Source organism: Nocardia nepalensis (assembly GCF_048910785.1).
In the GTDB taxonomy this organism is placed as follows: Bacteria; Actinomycetota; Actinomycetes; order Mycobacteriales; family Mycobacteriaceae; genus Nocardia; species Nocardia nepalensis.
Genome location: NZ_JBKBET010000040.1, coordinates 472,156 through 491,698, shown reverse-complemented (window position 1 = coordinate 491,698; position 19,543 = coordinate 472,156). Strand labels below are relative to the sequence as shown.

The following is a 19,543-nucleotide window of genomic DNA, read 5'->3' as shown; positions in this document are numbered from 1 at the left end:
GGTTTTCATGCGCATCGTCTCGTTCGGCTTCCAGACCTGGGGCCGCAGAACCCTGCAGGCCCTGATCGACTCGGAGCACGAGGTCGTGCTCGCGGTCACACATCCGGCCAGCGCGGACTCCTACAAGGGGATCTGGTCGGATTCGGTCGAGGAACTGGCTCGCGAGCACGGCATTGCGGTCCATCTGACCGAACGCGCCGACGCCGAGACCATCGACCTGGTGAAGCGGGCCGAGCCGGACGTCATCGTGGTCAACAGCTGGTACACCTGGATGCCCGCGGAGCTCTACAACCTGCCCCCGCACGGCACCTTGAATCTGCACGATTCGCTGCTGCCCAAGTTCACCGGATTCTCGCCGGTGCTGTGGGCGCTGATCAGCGGCGAGTCCGAGACCGGTCTGACCGTGCACCGCATGGACGAGGGGCTGGACACCGGCGACATCCTGGTGCAGCGCACACTGCCCATCGGCCCCACCGACACCGGCACCGAACTGGTGCTGCGCGGCATGGAACTCATCCCCGACGCACTGCGGGAGGCGCTGGACGCCCTCGAATCCGGTACCGCGCAATGGAAACCGCAACGCAAATCCGAGCGGACCTACTTCCACAAGCGCTCCGAGCGGGACAGTCGGATCGACTGGACCTGGTCCGCGCTGGATCTCGAGCGTTTCGTGCGCGCGCTGTCCGAGCCGTATCCGCGCGCGTTCACCTATTACCGAGGCGAGCGGGTCGAAGTGCTCGAGGCGGTGGTCTCGGAGGCGCGCTACGGCGGCACGCCCGGCCGGGTGATCGTGCAGGAGGGTGGTGGCGCGGTGGTGTGTGGTCCGGAGGCGCGTCGGGGGCGCAATCGCGGGCTGGTGATCACGCGGATCCGTACCGCGGACGGCGTCGAGCGGGCGGCCGCCGAATTCTTCAGGCGCGGTGGCTATCTCACCGATCAGTGAGGTCACATGGGGGAGCCCGACCGAGCCGGTGGACGTGTTAGGGTAGCCTACGCTAATATCGGGCGACCGTTCAGAAATCAGATCAGTGCAGCGAGCGGGGGGTGTTGTACGCCGTCGATCCATGACGCGGCCCGGCGCGACCATCGCGCCGGACAGCGCCCGGCGGAAGCGCAGGAGTCAAGAAATGCCAGCAAATCTCGGATGGATCCGGCAATTCCACCGGCCCCGTTCCGTCGATTGCCCACCGTTGTTGATCTGCCCGCACGCGGGGAGCGGCGCCTCCACCTATCGGGCCTTCTCGAAGGTGCTCAGCGAGCAATTCGATGTGCTGATCTTCCAGTACCCGGGTCGTCAGGACCGCGCCCGCGAGGCGGCAATGGCGACTTTGCCCGAACTCGCCGCCGGGGCGTTCGCGGAATTCCGTGCCTCGGAACACAATCGCGGTCTGCCGCTCACCGTCTTCGGCCACAGCATGGGCGCGATGGTGGCATTCGAGTTCGTTCGCAATGCCGAGGCGGCCGGACTCGAGGTGCGGCTGCTCGCCCCGTCCGCCGCGGTCTCGCCGGGACGGGCCGTCGATCTGCCGCCGCATCCGACCGAGGACGAGCAGATCCTCGACCACCTCGGCGCGCTGGATGGCACCGGCGCCGATGTGCTCGGCAGTCGCGAGGTCATGCGGATGGCGCTGCCGGTGGTGAAGGCCGACTACCGGGCCTTCGATGCCTACACCTGTCCGGTGGATGTCCAGGTGCGGGCGAAGATTCACGTGCTCGGCGGCGCCGAGGATCACTTCATCACCCCGCGTGAGCTGTATGGCTGGTCCGACCACAGTGCGCAGGAGATCGATGTCACCGTCTTCGACGGCGGTCACTTCTACCTGAACGACAATGCCGCCGGTATCGCGGAATTGCTCGCACCGGAACTGGATCGGGTCGGATGAGCCCGGATATGGATCCGATCGTCATCTCCGGCATGGCCGTCGAGGCGCCGGGCGGCATCGACACGCTGCCGGAATTCTGGTCCGCGCTGGCCGAATCGCGCGAACTCATCGGGCCGTTCCCGCGCGATCGGGAATGGCCGATCGATGAGCTGCTTTCGCTGCATCGGACCGAAGGCTGGAGCCGGGTCGCCGACGCCGGTGGCTTCCTCACGGAGGCAACGGAATTCGATCCGATGTTCTTCGGCATCACCCCGCGCGAGGCGGTGTCCATGGATCCGCAGCAGCGGGTCGCGCTGCGGGTGGCCTGGCGGGCGCTGGAGAACGCGGGCATCAATCCGGGCGCGCTGGACGGCGCCGAGGTCGGATGCTTCATGGGCGCATCGATCAACGAATACGGTCCGCGGGGCGGCGCGGTCACCGAATACAGCGGATACCGGGTGACCGGGTCGGCCCTCGGCGCGGTGGCGGGCCGGATCTCGCACGGCCTCGGCCTGATCGGGCCATCGCTGACCGTCGACACCGCGTGCGCCTCGTCGCTGACCGCGGTGCACCTGGCCGCCAATGCCGTGCGGGCCGGTGAGTGCGATTGGGCGTTGGCCGGTGGGGTGTGCGTAATGGGCTCGCCCGCAGGGTTTTTCGAGTTCTCCAAGAACAATGCGCTGGCCCTGGACGGCCACTGCCGCTGCTATGCCGCCGATGCGACCGGCACGGTGTGGGGTGAGGGCGCCGGTGTGGTGGTCGTCGAACACGAATCGCGCGCACGCGAACTCGGCCACCGGATCTACGGCCGCGTGCTGGCGACCCGGATCAATCACAACGGCAAGGGCGCACCCATCGCGGTGCCCAGCGCATCGGCGCAGCGGCGCCTGATCGAGAAGACGTTGGCCGCGGCCGGAATTCGACCGGATGACGTCGGTCTGATCGAGGGCCACGGAACCGGCACTCCGGTGGGCGACCCACTCGAACTGACTGCCTTGGCCGAGGTATACGGCGGCACCGATCGCGCCGCGAGCCCACGACTCGGCTCGGTGAAATCGAATATGGGGCACGCACAGGCGGCCTCGGGGATGCTCGGCTTGATCAAGGTGCTGCTGAGCGGTGCGAACGGTCGGATCGCCCCGAGCCGCTACGCGGACAATCCGACCACCGAGGTGGATTGGGACGCCACCAGCCTGCGGTTGGCCACGAAACTCGAACCCTGGGACCCGATCGACGGCATCCGCTATGGCGCCGTCTCCTCGTTCGGCGTCGCGGGCACCAATGCGCACGCGATCTTGGCCATGCCCGTGCTGGAGGATATCGATGCCTGATTACCGACTGCCGGACGGAACCGTCCCGGTCCTGCTGTCCTCCGATACGGCCGATGGACTGCGCGGTGAGGCTGCGGCGATCCTCGCGTATCTGGAACGGCATCCCGGCGTCGGCCCGGATCGCGTGGCGGACATGCTGTTTCGCACCAGGACCGCGCGGCGTCGCCGAGCGCTGGCCATGGTCGCAACGGGTGACGAACTACGCGGCGCGCTGCGCTCGATCATCGCCGACGCCGAACATCCGGCGGTCGTCTGCACCGACGCGGTGGCCACGGCTCGACGCATCGGCTTCGTCTTCCCCGGCCAGGGCAGTCAGCGCCCCGGGATGGGCAGGCTCTACTACGACATCTCGCCCGCGTTCCGCGCCGCGGTCGACGAATGCGCCGCGATCTTCGCCGACCGGTTCGGCCACCGCGAACCCCTGCACTACCTCCTCGGCAACGAGGGGCAGTTCGCGGACGCCGTGCGAGTGGTGCAGCCCGCGTTGCTGTTCCAGATGTACGCGCTGGCCGCGATGTGGCGCGCGGCGGGTGTCGAGCCCGCCGCGACGATCGGACACAGCCAGGGCGAGTTGGCGGCCGGCGCGGTCTCGCGGGTCATGACACTGCGCGATTCGGTTCTCGCGGTGACGCATCGGGCGCTGCTCGTCGATCAGATGTCACCGCGTGGCTATTCGATGGCGGTGCTCGGCATGGACCGCGATCAGTGTGAGGCGCTGCTGGCCAGGCATTCCGGCTGGGCCGAGTTGTCGGTGGTCAATTCGGCGCACATCCTGGCCATTTCGGGTGACCGCGAGACCATCGTCGATATGGTGGCGACCGCGACGGCGCGCGGTCAGTTCGCCAAGGAGATCCGCGTCGCGTATCCGGCGCATACCTCGGTGGTCAGCGAGTACCGGACGAACCTGGAGACGGTGCTCGGCGACGACATGAGCGGTTCGCACTTCAGCGCGACCGAAATCCCGTGCTACGGAGCGACACTCGGTACCGCCATTACGCCGGACCTGCGGCACGACCAGTACTGGTACTGGAACCTGCGCAACCGCGTACGGTTCGATCGAGCGATCACGGCGGCCACCGCCGACGTCGACACCTTCGTCGAAATGTCGGAACATCCCATGCTGCAGTTGGCCATTCAGGAAAACCTCAGCGCGGTGCCGCGGGATCCGGCCTCGCCGCAGCGCGAGTTCCGGGTAATCGGCACCTCACTGCGCAGCGCGACGGGGCTGGGGGAGTTCACGCGCAATCTGGCGACCGTCGCGGTGCACGACCTGAACTATCGCTGGGACGCACTGCGGGTCGAATCCTCCTTGGACACAGCGCGTTTGCCGCTACGCGACTTCCCCAACACGGTGCTGAATCCGCAGCGGCTGTGGGCCGCATATCGGACGACGACGACACCCGAACCCGTCGGCCCCGGTCATTCCGCGACCCGGCTGGCGGAGCGCTGGGTGCGGCTCGAGCGTCGCTCGCTGGTGTCGCCGCGCACGATGCTCGTCGTCGATCACACCGGGCAGTGCGCCGAACTCGCCGCGGCACTGTGCACCGCGGCCCACAACCACGGCGGCGATGCGACCGTTTACGATCCCGACCGGCCCGCCGACACCGCAGATTACGACTCGGTCGTGGTGCTGCTGCCGCGGTTGCCGGACCTGGACGGGCCCGGCGCGGTCGAGGAGCTGGCGCGGTTCTATGACGCGCGCTGGCTGCCCGCGCTCGACGCCACGATCACCGACTGCTGGCTGGTGACCGTCGGCGGCGAATCCGCGGTCGCCGACGATCCGGCGCCGCATCTGTTCCACGGCGCGGTCTCCGCCGGATTCCGGTGCATCGGTCTGGAAAATATCGGCACCGCCTTCCGGCATCTGGACCTGGGTGTCGCCGATGCGGACGCGACGCAGGCCGCCAAGATCGTGCGCGCACTGCATGCCAAGGGCGAACCGCAGCTCGCACTGCGCGCGGGCGGGCTGTACGCCAAGCGGCTCGAGGTCGAGACCGCGCCGTCCGCGGGGGCCCCGGATGACGCGGAGCTCGAGCACGTGGTGATCGTCGGCGGCACCGGCACGCTGGGACTGAAGTTCGCGGAGCATTTCGCCGGTCGTGGCGCGCGGCGGATCACGCTGCTCAGCCGGTCCGGCGAAAACGATGCCGTCGCAGGACGACTGCGGGTCATTCGGCAGGTCGGCGCCGCCGAGGTCGTGGTCGTCGCATGCGATATCAGTGACGAATCGAGCGTGCGTGACCTCGCCGCCGCGCTGGTGGACACACCGGCGACCATGCTGGTGCACGCCGCGGTGAACTATGTGCGCGCGGAACTCGCCGAGGTGACCCCCGAGAAGCTGTTCGAGATGGCCGCATCGAAGATCACCGGCACCGACCACCTGCTGCGGCTGTTGCCGCTGGCCGCCGACGTTCGGATCGTCATCTGCTCCTCTGCGGCGGCCACCTTCGGCGGTCGCGGCCAGATTCTCTACGCCACCGTCAACCGCATGCTCGATGTGCTGGCCACCCGCCTGCGTGCGGCGGGCATGAATGCCGTTGCGATGCAATGGGGCATCTGGGACCTCGAGGGGCCGCTGCACGCGGTCGGCGTGGACCGGATTGCCGCCGCGGGTGGCCAGTCCATGGACCCGCGCGACGCGCTCGCGGTTGGTTTCACCGAGCACGCCGAGGTCGGACGGCCCGGCAATCGCATTGTGATGGCCGCCGATTGGTCGCAGTTGAACGACATGATCGCCGCGGTCGGCTGGGGTCCGCTGCTCACCGATGTGCTTGCGCGGGTGGACTCGGCGTCACCGCCGGTCGCGCCCGTTGCCGTCGCACCGGTCGTGGCTGCCGTGCCGGAGCCGTCCGCCGGTTCGCTGTCCGAGCAGGTGCGGGTGGAGCTGGGCAAGGTGATGGGCGCCGACGGGCTCGACACCATCGACGGTTCGGTGCCGCTGGTGGCGCTGGGCCTGGATTCCCTGCAGGCGTTGGACTTCCGCAAGCGGGTGCGGGCCGAATTGAACCGCGATCTTCCGGTGGCGGCCATTCTGGGCGGCGCGTCGTTGGACGACGTCGTGCGCCTGATGGCCGACAGCAACGTCTAGGCGAGGGATTGGCGATGTCGAACAACGAGCTCATGAGCGTGCTGGACCGCCGAAAGGCGCTGCTTCGTCAGCGTTTGGCCGAAAGTGGCCTGACCGCACCGGCACCCGAGGTCGCACCGATCCGAAGATCGAAACCGGGAGAGCGTCAACCGCTTTCGGCCGGGCAACGGCGCATGTGGTTCCTGCAGACCCGTGATCCGGAGGACACGGCTCTCAATATCTGTGTGGCCTACCGCCTGACCGGCGCGCTCGACGAGACGCGGCTACGCGACGCGATCGCCGCCGTCGTCGACCAGCACGACATCCTGCGCACCACCTACGGGCTCGATGAGAACGGCGAGCCCTACCAGATCGTGCGCGCCGAGCTCGAATTCTCCTGGCAGTCACACGATCTGACCGACCTGCCGGAATCCGGACGGGCACGCAGGCTGGAGGTGCTCGCGCGCCGGGAATTCGGTCGCCCATTCGATCTCGCGGCCGAGTCGCCACTGCGCATCAGCCTGGTGCGCACCGGCGCAGATGAATTCGCCCTGCTGCTGGTTGTGCACCACATCAGCTGGGACGACGACTCGTGGGCCGTCTTCTTCGGCGAACTCAATGACGCCTATCGCACCGGATCGGCGCAGACCGATCGTCCGCAATTCGTCGATGTCGCGGTCGTCGGCGATATCACCGCCGACGACGACAAAGCCGATATCGACTACTGGCGCACCACCCTTCGGCCGCTCCCGGAATCCCTGGAACTCCCCGGTCCGGCCACCGTCGGCACCGTCGCGGCCAAGCAGTCCGACCGCTGTACGGTGCCGCTGCCGTCGGAACTCGTCGGTCGTGTGGAAGCCTTCGCCCGCGCGCACGGCGCGACCCCGTTCATGGTGTGGCTGGCCGCCTACGACGCGGTGATCCATCGCTACACCGCGGCAACGGATTTCCTGGTATCGGTTCCGGTGACCGTGCGCCGCGATGCGGCCGCCGAATCGTTGATCGGATACTTCGGAAATACGCTGCTGTTGCGTGCCACGATCGGCGCGGACGACACCTTCGCTCAGTTCACCGAATCCGTTCGCGATATCTGTGTCGGGGCCTTCGCGCATCAGACGCTCGGCATCGATCGCGTTGTGCGCGAGGCGAATCCGGATCGCATCGGCGGTCGGGACGGATTGGAGCAGCTGGTCCGGCTCGGCTTCGGCGTGCGCAAGAGCGCGCAGGGCTTCGATCTCGATGGCGTCGAGGCGACGTTGCTGGATCTCGGCAGCTCGGTCGCGCAGGTACCGCTGGGCCTCACCGTCGTCATGGAAGCCGAGGGCGCTTATCTGGAGGCCGAGTACCGGCTCGCCGATCTGGACCGCGCTCTGGTGGAGCAGCTGCTCGGCCACTACGTGCAGCTGCTGGACAGCGCGCTCGCCGATCCGGATCGCAGGCTCGGTGATATCGATATGCTCGGCGCGGCCGATCGTGACGCGATCCTGGCACTGTCGCACGGTCCGATCGTCGAGGCCGAGCCGACCACCATGGTCGCGCAGTTCGAAAACCAGGTCGCGGCAACGCCGGACGCGCTCGCCATCGTCGCCCCGGCCGAATCCGGCGATACCGAACTCACCTATGCCGAGCTGAATCGTCGTGCGAATCGCGTGGCGCACTGGCTGATCCGGCAGGGACTCGGTACCGAAGACATTGTCGGGTTGCGGCTGTCGAACTCGGTGGAGTTCGTGGTCGCGGTGCTGGCCGTGCTCAAATCCGGTGCGGCCTACCTGCCCATCGATCCCGCCTACCCCGACGACCGCATCGACTACCTCGTCGAAGACGCCGCACCCCGACTGGTACTCGGCCGGGTCGAGTTGGACGCCGCCGAGACCGCGGCGCTCGAACTCCCCGACACCGATCCCGTCGACGCGGATCGGCTGCGGGCATTGCTGCCCGGCCATCTCGCCTACGTCATCTACACCTCCGGGTCCACGGGAAAGCCCAAGGGCGTCCCGGTGTCCCATGCCGCCATTGCCGAACATCTCGCGGGCTTTGTCGCGGAATGGAGCATGACCGCCGAAGACCGGCTATTGCAGTCGTCTTCGGTGAGCTTCGACGCCTCGCTGCTCGACATCTTCGTGACGCTCACCCTCGGCGCACGCCTGGTCATCCCGAAACCAGATGCGTTCCGCGATATTCCGTACGTCGCCGGGCTGATCACCCGCTGCGGGGTGACCGTGCTGCATATGGTGCCGTCGATGTTGAGCACCTTCCTGCTGCTGCCGGAGGTGAGCGAATGGCGTGCGCTGCGGCATGTTCCGGTGGGCGGTGAGGCGCTGCCCGGTGAGGTGGCCGATAGGTTCGCCGGTGTCTTCGATGCGGAACTGCGCAATCACTACGGTCCGACCGAGGCGGTGGTGTGCGCGACGCATATGAATGTCGAAGGCCCGCAAGGCACCCGGATCGTGCCGATCGGTGTGCCCAACCAGAACGTCACGGTGTATCTGCTCGACGAGGCGCTCCAGCTGGTGCCCTCGGGTGTGGTCGGTGAGATCTACCTGGGTGGAGCGCAATTGGCGCGCGGCTACTCGAATCGGCGCGGACTCACCGCGGAGCGGTTCGTCGCCGATCCGTTCTCGCCCGGTGCGCGGTTGTATCGGACCGGTGATCTCGCGCGGCGCAATGCCAACGGTGAGATCGAGTTCGTCGGCCGGGCCGACGAGCAGGTCAAGGTGCGCGGGTTCCGGATCGAACTCGGCGAGGTCGAGGCGGCCATCGCGTCCCATCCCGGCGTCGGGCACTGCGTCGTCATCGCGGTCGCGGATGCGGCGATCGGTGCGATGCTGGCCGCGTATGTGGTTGCGGCCAACGGCCTTTCGGAGTCGGCGCTCGATATCGACGAGGTGCGCCGGCATGCCGCGGCGACGCTGCCGGAGTACATGGTGCCCAGCGCCTTCGCCGTGATCGATGAGATCCCGCTGACCGTGCACGGCAAACTGGACCGGCGCGCGCTGCCCGATCCCGAACGTGCCACGACCCACCGCTACGGACAGCCGAGTACGGCCACCGAAATTCGGGTCGCGGGTCTGTTCGGGCGGATCTTCGGCCGCGAGCAGATCGGCGCGGACGACTCCTTCTTCGAACTCGGCGGACATTCGCTGCTGGCCACCCGGCTGGTCGTGCAGATCCGCAGCGAGTTCGGCGTCGAGATCGATGTGCGGGCTCCGTTCGACGCCCCGACGGTCGCCGGACTCGCCGCGCTCATCGAGTCCACGCCGGCAAGCGCCACGGCCGCCGTGCCCGCACTGCGGAAACGCGAACGGCCCGAGCGCATTCCACTGTCGTACTCCCAGCTCGCGCTGTGGTTCCAGCGGAAGCTGGAGGGGCCGAGCGCGATCGGCAATATCCCGTTCGCCGTGCGGGTGGACGGACCGCTGGACTTGGGCGCGTTGACCGCCGCGCTCGCCGATGTGGTGGAACGCCATGAGGTGCTGCGCACGGTGTTCCCCGAAAGCGGTGGTGTGCCGTATCAGTCGGTGCTGCCCGCCGGGCCGATCGATGTGCCGGTGATGGAGCTGAGTGATCCGGAACAGTTGCGCGCCGAGCTGGCGCAGGCGGGTCGGCACTGCTTCGCGGTGGATGCCGAGCCACTGATTCGACCGCGGATCTTCGTATTGGACAGCAAGACCCATGTCCTGTCGCTGTTGGTTCACCATCTAGTGGCCGATCACTGGTCGTTCCGGACGATTCTGGAGGATCTGGCCCTCGCCTACCGGGCGCGCACGGCCGGTGCCGCGCCGGACTGGACCCCGTTGGCCGTGCAGTACGCGGATTACGCGCTGTGGCAGCGCGAGGTGGTCGATTCGCTCGGTGCGCAGGTGGATTACTGGCGTGGCGCACTCGCCGGTCTGCCGGAAGAGATCAATGTCGCCCCGGACCGGCCGCGACCCGCCGTGCTCGGCAAGGACGGGCATGTGGTGCCGTTCGCGGTGCCCGCCACGTTGCGCGGCAAGCTGAAGGCCGTCGCCGAGGCGAACGGGGCCAGCGAGTTCATGCTCTATCAGGCCGCGGTCGCGACATTGCTGCACAAACTCGGCGCGGGCGTCGATATTCCGCTCGGTACGCCGATCGCGGGTCGCGTCGACCCGGCGGCCGCGGAGCTGGTCGGCCTGCTGGCCAATATGGTGGTGCTGCGCAATGACCTGTCCGGCGATCCGACGCTGCGGACCGTGCTGGCACGCTCTCGCGACGTCGCGCTCGGTGCCTATAGCAACCAGGACATCCCCATCGAACGCCTGGTGGACGCGCTGAACCCGGCACGCTCGCGGGCGAGGAATCCGCTGTTCCAGGCCATGATGCACTTCCGCGAGGAGAACTGGGACGACGCGGACCAGGGACTCGACGCGCGGACCGCACTCACGGTGCTGCCATTGGACTACGACATCTCCCTGCTCGACCTGAGCATCAATTTCTTCGCGGGATCCGACGGCGGCTTCGAGGCCAGCGTGATCGTCAATACCGATCTCTACGAGCCCGCGACCGGAGAGTTGTTCGCGCAGCGCATGCTTCGCGTCCTCACCGCTTTCGCCGACGCGCCCGACAGCACGATCGGTGAGCTCGACATCATGCCCGCCGCCGAGCGGCAGCGGGTCCTCGGCGAATGGGCCACGGGCGTAGAGCTTTCCTGGATGCCCGGGATCGCCGAGCTCATCCGGCGCGGACGCGGCATTCCGGTCGACCGGATGGCGGTGCGCTGCGGTGCGGAAACACTCACCTATGGTGCGCTGTTCGAACAGCTGGAGCACGGGCGGTCCTCGAGCTCAGCGGTCTCTGCGGTCGTTCAACACCTCGACCGGGATGCTTTGCAGAGTGTGCACGGTGGCGCGTCGGTGGCTGGGCTGGTGCATCGTCTCGCCGTATTGGACGCAGTCGCGAATGCCAGTGGGACCATTGAGCTTTCGCATACCGACACGCCAACCGTGGTGTTCGGCCGAGATGCCATCGCGGCCGCCGTTGCCGATCGACGCGCGGTGGCCGCCGATCGCCGCGCCGAATCCCGCGACCGGGCCACGGGTTCGGCGGATGTGCGACTCGTCGCCGCGCCCTGGTCGGGATCCGAGATCGAGGTCGAGCTGCTTGCCGCGCTGGCCGACGGCGCGACGCTCATCCTTGCCACCGAACAGCAGCGCGAAGATCCGGTCGCGCTGGTCGAGTTGATCGGGGCGCATGCGGTCACCCATGTGGTCGCCGAGCCCACAACGCTCGCGCGGTTCGTGCACACCGGAGTCTCCATGCTGCCGTCGGTGCGCAGCTGGGAGGTCATCGGAACCGGTTGGCCCGCAGCACTTCCCGATCTGCTGCCTGCACTCGCCGCGGGTTCTGTCGCCAACTTCGACTATCGGATCCCGGAATACGCGGGCGCGGTGGCACGTGGTGTGCTCGACGGAAGCGGTCGCGCGCGTCCGATTCCGGGTGCTCGCGTGTTGGTGCTCGATGCAGCGTTGCGGCCGGTTGCGCCCGGCGTTTACGGCGATGTCTATGTGGGTGGCGCCGGACTTGCCGACGGCTATGCCGAGGAGGCGGCCGACGCCTTCATCGACGATCCCTACCTGCCGGGAGCCCGGTTGTTCCGCACCGAGCAGCGAGCGCGTTGGGATATCACGGGACGACTCACCTTCGCCGCCAGTGCATCGGCCGCAGGTGAAATCGCCACGGGCACCACGTCTTCCGCCACGCACACCGAAACCGAACAACAGCTGATCGCCATCCTCGAAGAGCTACTCGAGATCGAGGACGTCACCGCCGACGACGGCTTCTTCGCACTCGGCGGCGACAGCGTGATCTCCATCCAATGGTCGGCGCGCGCCAACCAGATCGGACTGCCGCTGTCCCCGCAGTTGGTGTTCGAACACCTCACCATCGCCGAACTCGCGGCCGCTGTCGACGAGGCGGTGGTCGCGGGCGTGACCACGACCATCGGCGACACATTCGGTGCGGCAGTCGAGGCGAACAGCGAGCCCGATACGGCACAACCAGCAGAAGCCGACCGGCATCAGCATGCCGCGATGAGCGTGTCCGGCCTCAGCTCGGACGCACTGGCCGCATTGGGCGCGGCATGGAAGCAGTCGCAATGAGGGGCGGCTTCTTCCGGGCGACGCGCCCGACCGGCGATGCGATGGCCGTTGGCCGAAAGGTGTTGCGATGACTGTGGATCGAAGCGTCCCGGCCGAAATCGAGGATGTGCTCGCGCTCAGCCCGCTACAGGAGGGGCTGTTCTCACTGGCACGGTTGGCCGCCGATGGCGTCGACCTGTACACGATGCAGTTCGTCATCGATATCGGCGGTCCGATCGACGTGCCGATACTGCGGCGCAGCGCCGAGGCGATTCTGGAGCGGCACGCCAATCTGCGCGCCTCGTTCTGGGATAAGGATCTACCCAAGCCGGTGCAGATCGTGCCGACCTGGGTCGAGCTGCCGTGGTCGGAAATCTCGGCGCGGCCAGAGGAATTCGATGCCATCGCGGCGGCCGACCGGCAGCAGCGGTTCGACCTCGGACGTGGTCCGGCCCTGCGCATCACGCTCGTCGCCTTGCCCGAGCAGCGCCGCCGGATGATCGTGACCGCCCACCACATCCTGATGGACGGCTGGGCTGTCGCGGTGTTCTTTCGCGAACTGATCGCCGTGTACGAGGCCGGGGGGCAGGCGGATTCGTTGCCGCCCGCCCGCCCCTACCGCGACTACATCGGCTGGCTCGCCGCGCAGGACGCCGACGCGATCACTCGCAGCTGGACCGAATATCTCGCGCCACTGAGCGGTCCGCTCATGCTGGCCGGCGGTACGGCGACCGAAGTCGGCGCGGCGATCCCGCGCCGCAGCCGATTCAGCCTGGATACCACCGAGACCGCACGGCTGGTGCAGTGGGCCAGGACGAACGGCCTGACTCTCAATACCGCTGTGCAGTACGCATGGGCGGTCGTCCTGGGCAGGCTCACCGATCGGCGCGACGTCGTATTCGGCACCACCATCTCCGGCCGCCCGGACGCACTGCCCGGTGTCGAGACGATGATCGGGCTCTTCATCAACACCGTGCCCACCCGCGTCCTGATCGACCGAACCCACACCGTCGCAGAGCAGTGCGCGCAACTGCAGCGGGAATCGGCGGCCATGCGCGATGCCGGATACGTGAGCCTGTCGACCATCCAGCGCGCGGCCGGCCACGGTGCGCTATTCGACGTGCTGTTCGTCTTCGAGAACGCGCCCATCGGCGCGGCCACCGATCCGATCGTCACCGCGGACGGCACTCGCTTTCTGCCGGTCGCGATGGAAAGCCTGGTGCACTATCCGCTTTCGGTGGTGTCCTACCTGAACGACGGCACGCTCGTCGTCATGCTCGAGGCGATTGCCGAGGCGCTGCCGCACTTCCCGGTCGCCGATATCGGCGAGCGGATCCTGTCGGTATTGCGTCAGTTGCCCGACCATGGCGAATCGAGCCCCGACGCGTTGGATGTGCTGCTGGCCGAGGAGAACATCGGGATCGCCGGTCCGGACGAGGACGCCGAAGCCACCGCGAATGGCACGGCTTACGAACTCTTCCTGAACCAGGTCGCCCGCACCCCCGACGCGATCGCACTCAGCACGTGGTGCGGGCCGCAGCAGCACCACCGTCCAGCTGCCGCCGGAATTGATGGTGGACAACAGCCCGAGTGCTACACCTACGCTGAGCTGCGAGCGGCCGCCGGGCAGTTGGCGAGTGCGCTCGTCGCGCACGGTGTGGGCCCGGAAACCGTTGTCGCCCTGATGCTTCCGCGATCCGCTCGATCCATCATCGCGATTCTCGCGGTGCTCGAAGCAGGCGGAACCTATGTGCCGGTCGATATCTCGGCACCGGCCGCACGCATCGAATCCGTCCTGTGTCAGGCGAACCCCGAACTCATCCTGACAGTGTCGGAGTGCGCACACCTGCTCGGCGACAGCGTGCGCCCGCTGCTGGTACTCGACGATCCCGCCACATCCGAGCGGATCGCGCGCCAGCCCATCGAGCCCTACCGCCCGGTCCATCCGCAGACCTGCGCCTATCTCATCTTCACCTCCGGCTCCACCGGTGAACCCAAGGGCGTCATCGGCACCCACGCCGCCCTCACCAGCTATTTCGCCGACCACCGCGAGCGCGTCTACCGCCCGGCGGTGGCCCGGCTCGGCCGCCCGCTGCGGATCGCGCACGCCTGGTCGCTGAGCTTCGACGCGTCCTGGCAGCCGATGATCGGACTATTCGACGGCCACGCGGTGCACCTGTTCGACGAGACCGAAATGCGCGACGCGCAGGGCCTGGTCGAGGGCATCGTCCGGCACGAGATCGACATGATCGACACCTCGCCGTCCATGTTCACTCAGCTCGCCGCGGCCGGTCTGGTGGACGGCGAGCGGCTGACCGTGCTGGCCCTCGGCGGCGAGGCCATCGGTGCGCCCATGTGGGAGCGGCTGCGCGCCCTGCCCGGCACCGCCGTCTACAACTGTTACGGCCCCACCGAAACCACGGTCGAGGCGCTGGTCGCGACGGTGAATACCGGTCGCGACGAGCTCGGCAGTGCGCAGCCGACCATCGGTGGACCGGTGGATCGCATGTGCGCCTATGTCCTCGATGCCATGCTGCGGCCGGTACCGCGTGGGGTCATCGGTGAGCTGTACCTATCCGGTGCCCAGGTGGCGCGCGGCTACATCGGTAAGGCCGCCGTCACGGCCGACCGCTTCGTCGCGGACCCGTTCCGACCCGGTGCGCGCATGTATCGCACCGGTGATCTGGTGCGGCAGTTGCCGAATGGCGACCTCGCCTATCTGGGCCGCGCCGACGATCAGGTCAAGATTCGCGGCTACCGGATCGAAATCGGCGATATCGAAACGGCTTTGCTGCAATTGCCGCAGGTGCGTGCGGGCGCGGTGCTGGTGGTGCAGCGGCCGAGCGGACCGAGCCTCGTCGCCTTCGCGGTCAGCGAGGCGGCCGACGCGACCGCACTGCGCGCCGGCCTGGCCGAGCGTCTGCCCGTGTATATGGTTCCGGCGCGGGTCATCTCGCTGCCCGAGCTTCCGGTCACCCCCAACGGCAAGCTCGATGTCCGCGCGCTGAACGCACTCGGGCTGGAGGCGCTGCGCGGATCTGCCGGTCGCACCGCACCGAATACCGATACCGAGCGGACGCTGTGCCGCGCTCTCGCCGAGGCATGGGGCGGGACCGCGCCCGGCATCGATGACGACTTCATCGCACTCGGCATGGACAGCATCGTGGCCATCTCGCTGGTGAACGCGGTGCGTCGCGCGGGACTGTCGGTCAGCCCGGCCATGGTCATGACGAACCCGACCGTCCGCGACTTGGCTGCGGCAATCGATTCCCGTGTGGCACAACAGGACTCGGAGAACACCCCGGCCGAATTCGGCGAAGTGCTTCCGACACCGATCATGTCGTGGATGTACGAGCACGGCGGCTTCCGCAGGCTCGCGCTCTCGACCCTGGTATCGCTGCCCGCCGAAATGGACCGGGCGCAGTTGGAATCGGTATTGCAGGCGCTGCTGGACGGTCACGACATGCTGCGCGCCCACCTGTCGACGACCGCGGACGGGCAGCGGCTCGAAACCAGAGCGCCGGGCAGCGTGCGCGCCGCCGACATCCTCCACGAGGTCTCGGTACCCGACGACTTCGGTGCCGCACTCGAGGAGCACTCGCGCACGGCGATCGATCGCATCGATCCGCTGACGGGCACCATGCTTCAAGCAGTCCGCTTCGAGGGCACCGACATCCTGCTGCTCTCGATCCACCACCTCGCGGTGGACCCCGTCTCGTGGCACATCATCCTCGCCGATCTCGCCGACGCGTGGTCGCAACTCATCGAGGGCCGAATCCCCGCCATCGCAACAGAATTCACCGGTTACCGAGCCTGGGCCGAACGGCTGCAAGAACGCCGAACGGCACCGGAAGTGCTAGCCCAACAAGGCTTCTGGACCGAACAACTGACCGGCCCGGACCCGGAACTCGGTCTGCGCCACCCGGATCCGACCCGCGACACCTGGTCCTCCTATCGGATCACCCCATCCTTCGCGCCGACCGACACCACCCGCCGCATCCTCGACGCCGACCTCGGCATGCACGAATTCCTGCTCACCGCACTGACGATCGCCCTCACCACCTGGCGGTCCGAACGCAACCAGGACGCCTCCACCGGCGCACTGATCGCCCTGGAGGGACACGGCCGCGAAGACGCCATCATCGGCGATGTCGACACCGCACGCACCGTCGGTTGGTTCACCACCGTCTATCCGCTGCGCGTCGGCGCGGGCCAGGCGCTCGACATCACTCGCGCCGAATCCGACCCGGCCGAAGTAGCGACACTGCTGAAAGCCGTTGCCGCCCAATTGGACACCGTCCCGAACAAAGGCTTGGACTACGGCCTGCTCCGCTACGACGAGACCGCGCCACAACCCGATCCGCAGGTCATGCTCGACTACCTCGGCCGCATGGACCTCGCCGCCAGCGCATCGGGCCCATGGTCTCCGATCACCGATCTCAGCCTGCACCAACGGCTTCCGATCGCCCCCGAACCGGATATGCCGCTGCGCTATGCCTTGGACCTCGTCACCGCCGTCTACCCCGGCACCGACGGACCGCAGCTGACCACCCTGTTCCGTTGGAGCGAAGCACTTTTCGACACCACCGAGATCGACCATTTCGCCACAATTTGGCAGCGCTGCATCACCGCAGTGGCTGCCGCAGCACCGGGAGAAAGATGAACGCGACCGAAAACGCCATCGTCGTTGAGGACGTCCACAAGTCCTTCGGCGACGTCCACGCCGTGCGCGGCCTCACCTTCGCGGCGCCCGCCGGGAGTGTGCTCGGTGTGCTCGGCCCGAACGGCGCGGGCAAGACCACCACGGTCTCCATCCTGTCCACGCTCACCAAACCCGACGCGGGCCGCGCCCTGGTGGCCGGATACGACGTGGTGCGCGAGGCCGCGTCCGTGCGCGCGTCCATCATGCTGACCGGCCAATACGCCGCGCTCGATGAGGTGCTGACCGGCCGGGAGAACCTCGTCCTGTTCGGCCGCCTGATGGGTCTGCGCCCGAAGCAGGCCAGGGTCCGCGCCGCCGAACTGCTCGAACAGTTCGATCTGACCGAGGCGGCCGACCGTCGCGTCGGCGGCTATTCCGGCGGCATGCGCAGGCGCATCGATATCGCCTGCGGTCTGGTGCGCCCGCCCAAGGTCGTCTTCCTCGACGAACCGACCACCGGTCTGGACCCGGTGAGCAGGCAGGGCGTGTGGTCGCTGGTGCGTTCGCTGAAGGAACAGGGTGTGACGATCCTGCTGACCACGCAGTACCTCGAGGAGGCGGATGCGTTGAGCGACAACATCATCGTCATCGATAAGGGCCGCGTAATAGCCGAGGGCACCGCCGACGAACTCAAGGCCCGCTCGGGTTCCAGCTACTGCGAGGTCGTTCCGCTCGACGCGGGTGACCTGTCCGCCGTCGTCACCGCGCTGAACGGACTGGGCACGGTCACCATCGCCGAATCCAAGGACCGGGTTTCGCTGCCCGCACCCGACGGTGCCGCCACCCTGGCCGAGGCGCTGCGCCGCATCACCGATGCTCGCATCGAACTCATCGATATCGCCTTGCGCAGACCATCTCTCGACGAGGTCTTCATCGAGCTCACCACCGACCAACCGGAACTGGTGACCACCGCATGACCGAAATATCGCCGGTACCAGCCGGAATGCAATGGTCCGCGCTGAGCGGCCGCACCGTGCGTGCCGCACTGCGCGAGGGCGATCTGGCGTTCGGCTTCCTCGCCCCGATGATCTTCTTCCTCTGTTTCTATGTCCCACTGCGCAAGTCGATGGAGCAGGCGGGTGCGGACTACGCCCAGTACCTGCTGCCGGTGATCGTGTTGCAGAGCATGTTCTTCACCGCCATGTCGGCGGGCGACCGCGCGGCCCGAGACACCTTCAGCGGCATGGGAACTCGCATGCGGTCGATGCCGGTGCGACCGTGGATCCCGCTGGCGGCCCGAATGTCGGCGAACCTGGTCCGCGCCTTCGCCGGGCTGGCCGGAGCGCTGGTGATCGGCACGGCCTTCGGTTTCCGATTCCACAGCGGGGCAGCGGCTCTCGTATTCGTCGCACTGTCCGTGGCCTTCGGTGTGGCATTGGTAGTCGGCGCGGACGCACTCGGGGTCGCCACCGGCAAGCCGGAGATCGGCGCGTCCGCACTGCTGGCCCCCCAACTCCTGCTCATCATGATGTCCACGGGTTTCGTTCCGGCGGAGGGCTTTCCGGGCTGGATTCAGCCCTTCGTCCGCAATCAACCGGTCTCCCAGGCGGCGGCCGCGCTGCGCGATCTCGCCGCGGGCGATTACACCTCGGCCGTCGCCATCGCGCTGGCCTGGATCCTCGGCCTGATCGTGGCGTTCACCGCCGTCTCGGTTCGGGTAGAAAGGCGGCGGCCGTGAAGACGCTGATCGACCAGAGTCTCATCGAAACGGGCCGACTGCTGCGGCGCTGGCCGCGCGAGCAGGAGGTGCTGACCTCCACGCTGATCCTGCCGGTGCTGCTGCTGTTGATGTACCAACTGGTGCTCAACAAATTCCTCAGCGCATCCTCCGGCGTCGACACCATCTACGGTTTCGTCCCGATGATCGCGGTCACCGGTGCGATGTACGGCGCGATGGGCACCGGCCTTTCGCTCTACGCGGAGCGGGAAAGCGGTCTGCTGCGGCGTTTCTGGGTGCTGCCGGTGCACCGCGCGGCCGGACTGATCGGCAGACTGCTCGCCGAATGCGGGCGCACGCTGATCGCCACCATCATCGTGGTCGCACTCGGTGTCGCACTCGGATTGCGCTTCCAGCAGGGTTGGCCGGGTGTGCTCGGTGTGCTCGCCGTTCCGGTACTGCTGATTCCGGGCTTTGCCACCATGGTGATCACGGTCGGCGTCAGCAAGGCGGGTAATAAGGTCGTGCAGCTGTTCGCGGCGCTCGTGCTGCTCGGGATGTTCTTCAATTCCGGCTTCGTTCCGGTGCAGAACTATCCGAGCTGGTTGCAGCCGATAGTCCGCGTCCAGCCGATGAGCTGTGCCATCGAGGCGATGCGCGGCTGTACGATCGGCGGCCCGGTCGCGACCCCGCTGCTGCAGACGATGGCCTGGTCCGTGGGGCTCGCTCTGGTCTTCGGCGTGTTCGCCGTGCGCGGTTACCGCAAGGCGGCGACGAGCTGAGGGTTCCCACTGGGTGGGCCCTCGGCTTGTTCGTTACATCAGCTAAC

General features: G+C 67.6%; 9 protein-coding genes. All 9 read left to right on the top strand.

Annotated features, from left to right (window positions below):
• The first annotated feature begins 7 nt into the window (after positions 1-7).
• The 9 genes from ACHQ4I_RS39485 (at position 8) to ACHQ4I_RS39445 (ending at position 19,496) form a co-directional block, all read left to right on the top strand.
• Positions 8-943 (top strand): methionyl-tRNA formyltransferase, encoded by a 936-nt coding sequence (locus ACHQ4I_RS39485; protein ID WP_420777018.1) that lies wholly within the window; start codon positions 8-10, stop codon positions 941-943.
• Positions 944-1,127: 184 nt separating this feature from the next.
• The gene (locus ACHQ4I_RS39480; protein WP_420777017.1) at positions 1,128-1,883 is read left to right on the top strand and encodes a thioesterase II family protein; all 756 of its coding nucleotides are present in this window, start codon (positions 1,128-1,130) and stop codon (positions 1,881-1,883) included.
• Positions 1,880-3,193, top strand: a complete 1,314-nt coding sequence (locus ACHQ4I_RS39475; RefSeq protein WP_420777016.1) for a beta-ketoacyl [acyl carrier protein] synthase domain-containing protein — start codon at positions 1,880-1,882, stop codon at positions 3,191-3,193. The genes ACHQ4I_RS39480 and ACHQ4I_RS39475 overlap by 4 nt, the downstream gene beginning before the upstream one ends.
• Positions 3,186-6,281 (top strand): nocobactin polyketide synthase NbtC, encoded by a 3,096-nt coding sequence (gene nbtC, locus ACHQ4I_RS39470; RefSeq protein ID WP_420777015.1) that lies wholly within the window; start codon positions 3,186-3,188, stop codon positions 6,279-6,281. The genes ACHQ4I_RS39475 and nbtC overlap by 8 nt, the downstream gene beginning before the upstream one ends.
• Positions 6,282-6,295: 14 nt before the next feature.
• Positions 6,296-12,376 carry an amino acid adenylation domain-containing protein gene (locus tag ACHQ4I_RS39465; protein ID WP_420777014.1) on the top strand — a complete coding sequence of 2,027 codons (6,081 nt, stop codon included), beginning with the start codon at positions 6,296-6,298 and terminating at the stop codon, positions 12,374-12,376.
• 67 nt (positions 12,377-12,443) lie between these two features.
• Positions 12,444-17,018: an amino acid adenylation domain-containing protein gene (locus ACHQ4I_RS39460; protein ID WP_420777013.1), complete on the top strand. Its 4,575-nt coding sequence runs from the start codon at positions 12,444-12,446 to the stop codon at positions 17,016-17,018.
• Positions 17,015-17,974, top strand: coding sequence for an ATP-binding cassette domain-containing protein (locus tag ACHQ4I_RS39455; RefSeq protein ID WP_420777012.1), 960 nt, complete (start codon positions 17,015-17,017; stop codon positions 17,972-17,974). The genes ACHQ4I_RS39460 and ACHQ4I_RS39455 overlap by 4 nt, the downstream gene beginning before the upstream one ends.
• Positions 17,971-18,735, top strand: a complete 765-nt coding sequence (locus ACHQ4I_RS39450) for an ABC transporter permease (RefSeq protein ID WP_420777011.1) — start codon at positions 17,971-17,973, stop codon at positions 18,733-18,735. The genes ACHQ4I_RS39455 and ACHQ4I_RS39450 overlap by 4 nt, the downstream gene beginning before the upstream one ends.
• Positions 18,732-19,496, top strand: a complete 765-nt coding sequence (locus ACHQ4I_RS39445) for an ABC transporter permease (RefSeq protein ID WP_420777010.1) — start codon at positions 18,732-18,734, stop codon at positions 19,494-19,496. The genes ACHQ4I_RS39450 and ACHQ4I_RS39445 overlap by 4 nt, the downstream gene beginning before the upstream one ends.
• Positions 19,497-19,543 lie beyond the last annotated feature (47 nt).

Coding starts and splice junctions, on each gene's coding strand:
- ACHQ4I_RS39485 (WP_420777018.1), top strand. CDS start 8: ATGCGCATCGTCTCGTTCGGCTTCCAGACCTGGGGCCGCAGAACCCTG.
- ACHQ4I_RS39480 (WP_420777017.1), top strand. CDS start 1,128: ATGCCAGCAAATCTCGGATGGATCCGGCAATTCCACCGGCCCCGTTCC.
- ACHQ4I_RS39475 (WP_420777016.1), top strand. CDS start 1,880: ATGAGCCCGGATATGGATCCGATCGTCATCTCCGGCATGGCCGTCGAG.
- nbtC (WP_420777015.1), top strand. CDS start 3,186: ATGCCTGATTACCGACTGCCGGACGGAACCGTCCCGGTCCTGCTGTCC.
- ACHQ4I_RS39465 (WP_420777014.1), top strand. CDS start 6,296: ATGTCGAACAACGAGCTCATGAGCGTGCTGGACCGCCGAAAGGCGCTG.
- ACHQ4I_RS39460 (WP_420777013.1), top strand. CDS start 12,444: ATGACTGTGGATCGAAGCGTCCCGGCCGAAATCGAGGATGTGCTCGCG.
- ACHQ4I_RS39455 (WP_420777012.1), top strand. CDS start 17,015: ATGAACGCGACCGAAAACGCCATCGTCGTTGAGGACGTCCACAAGTCC.
- ACHQ4I_RS39450 (WP_420777011.1), top strand. CDS start 17,971: ATGACCGAAATATCGCCGGTACCAGCCGGAATGCAATGGTCCGCGCTG.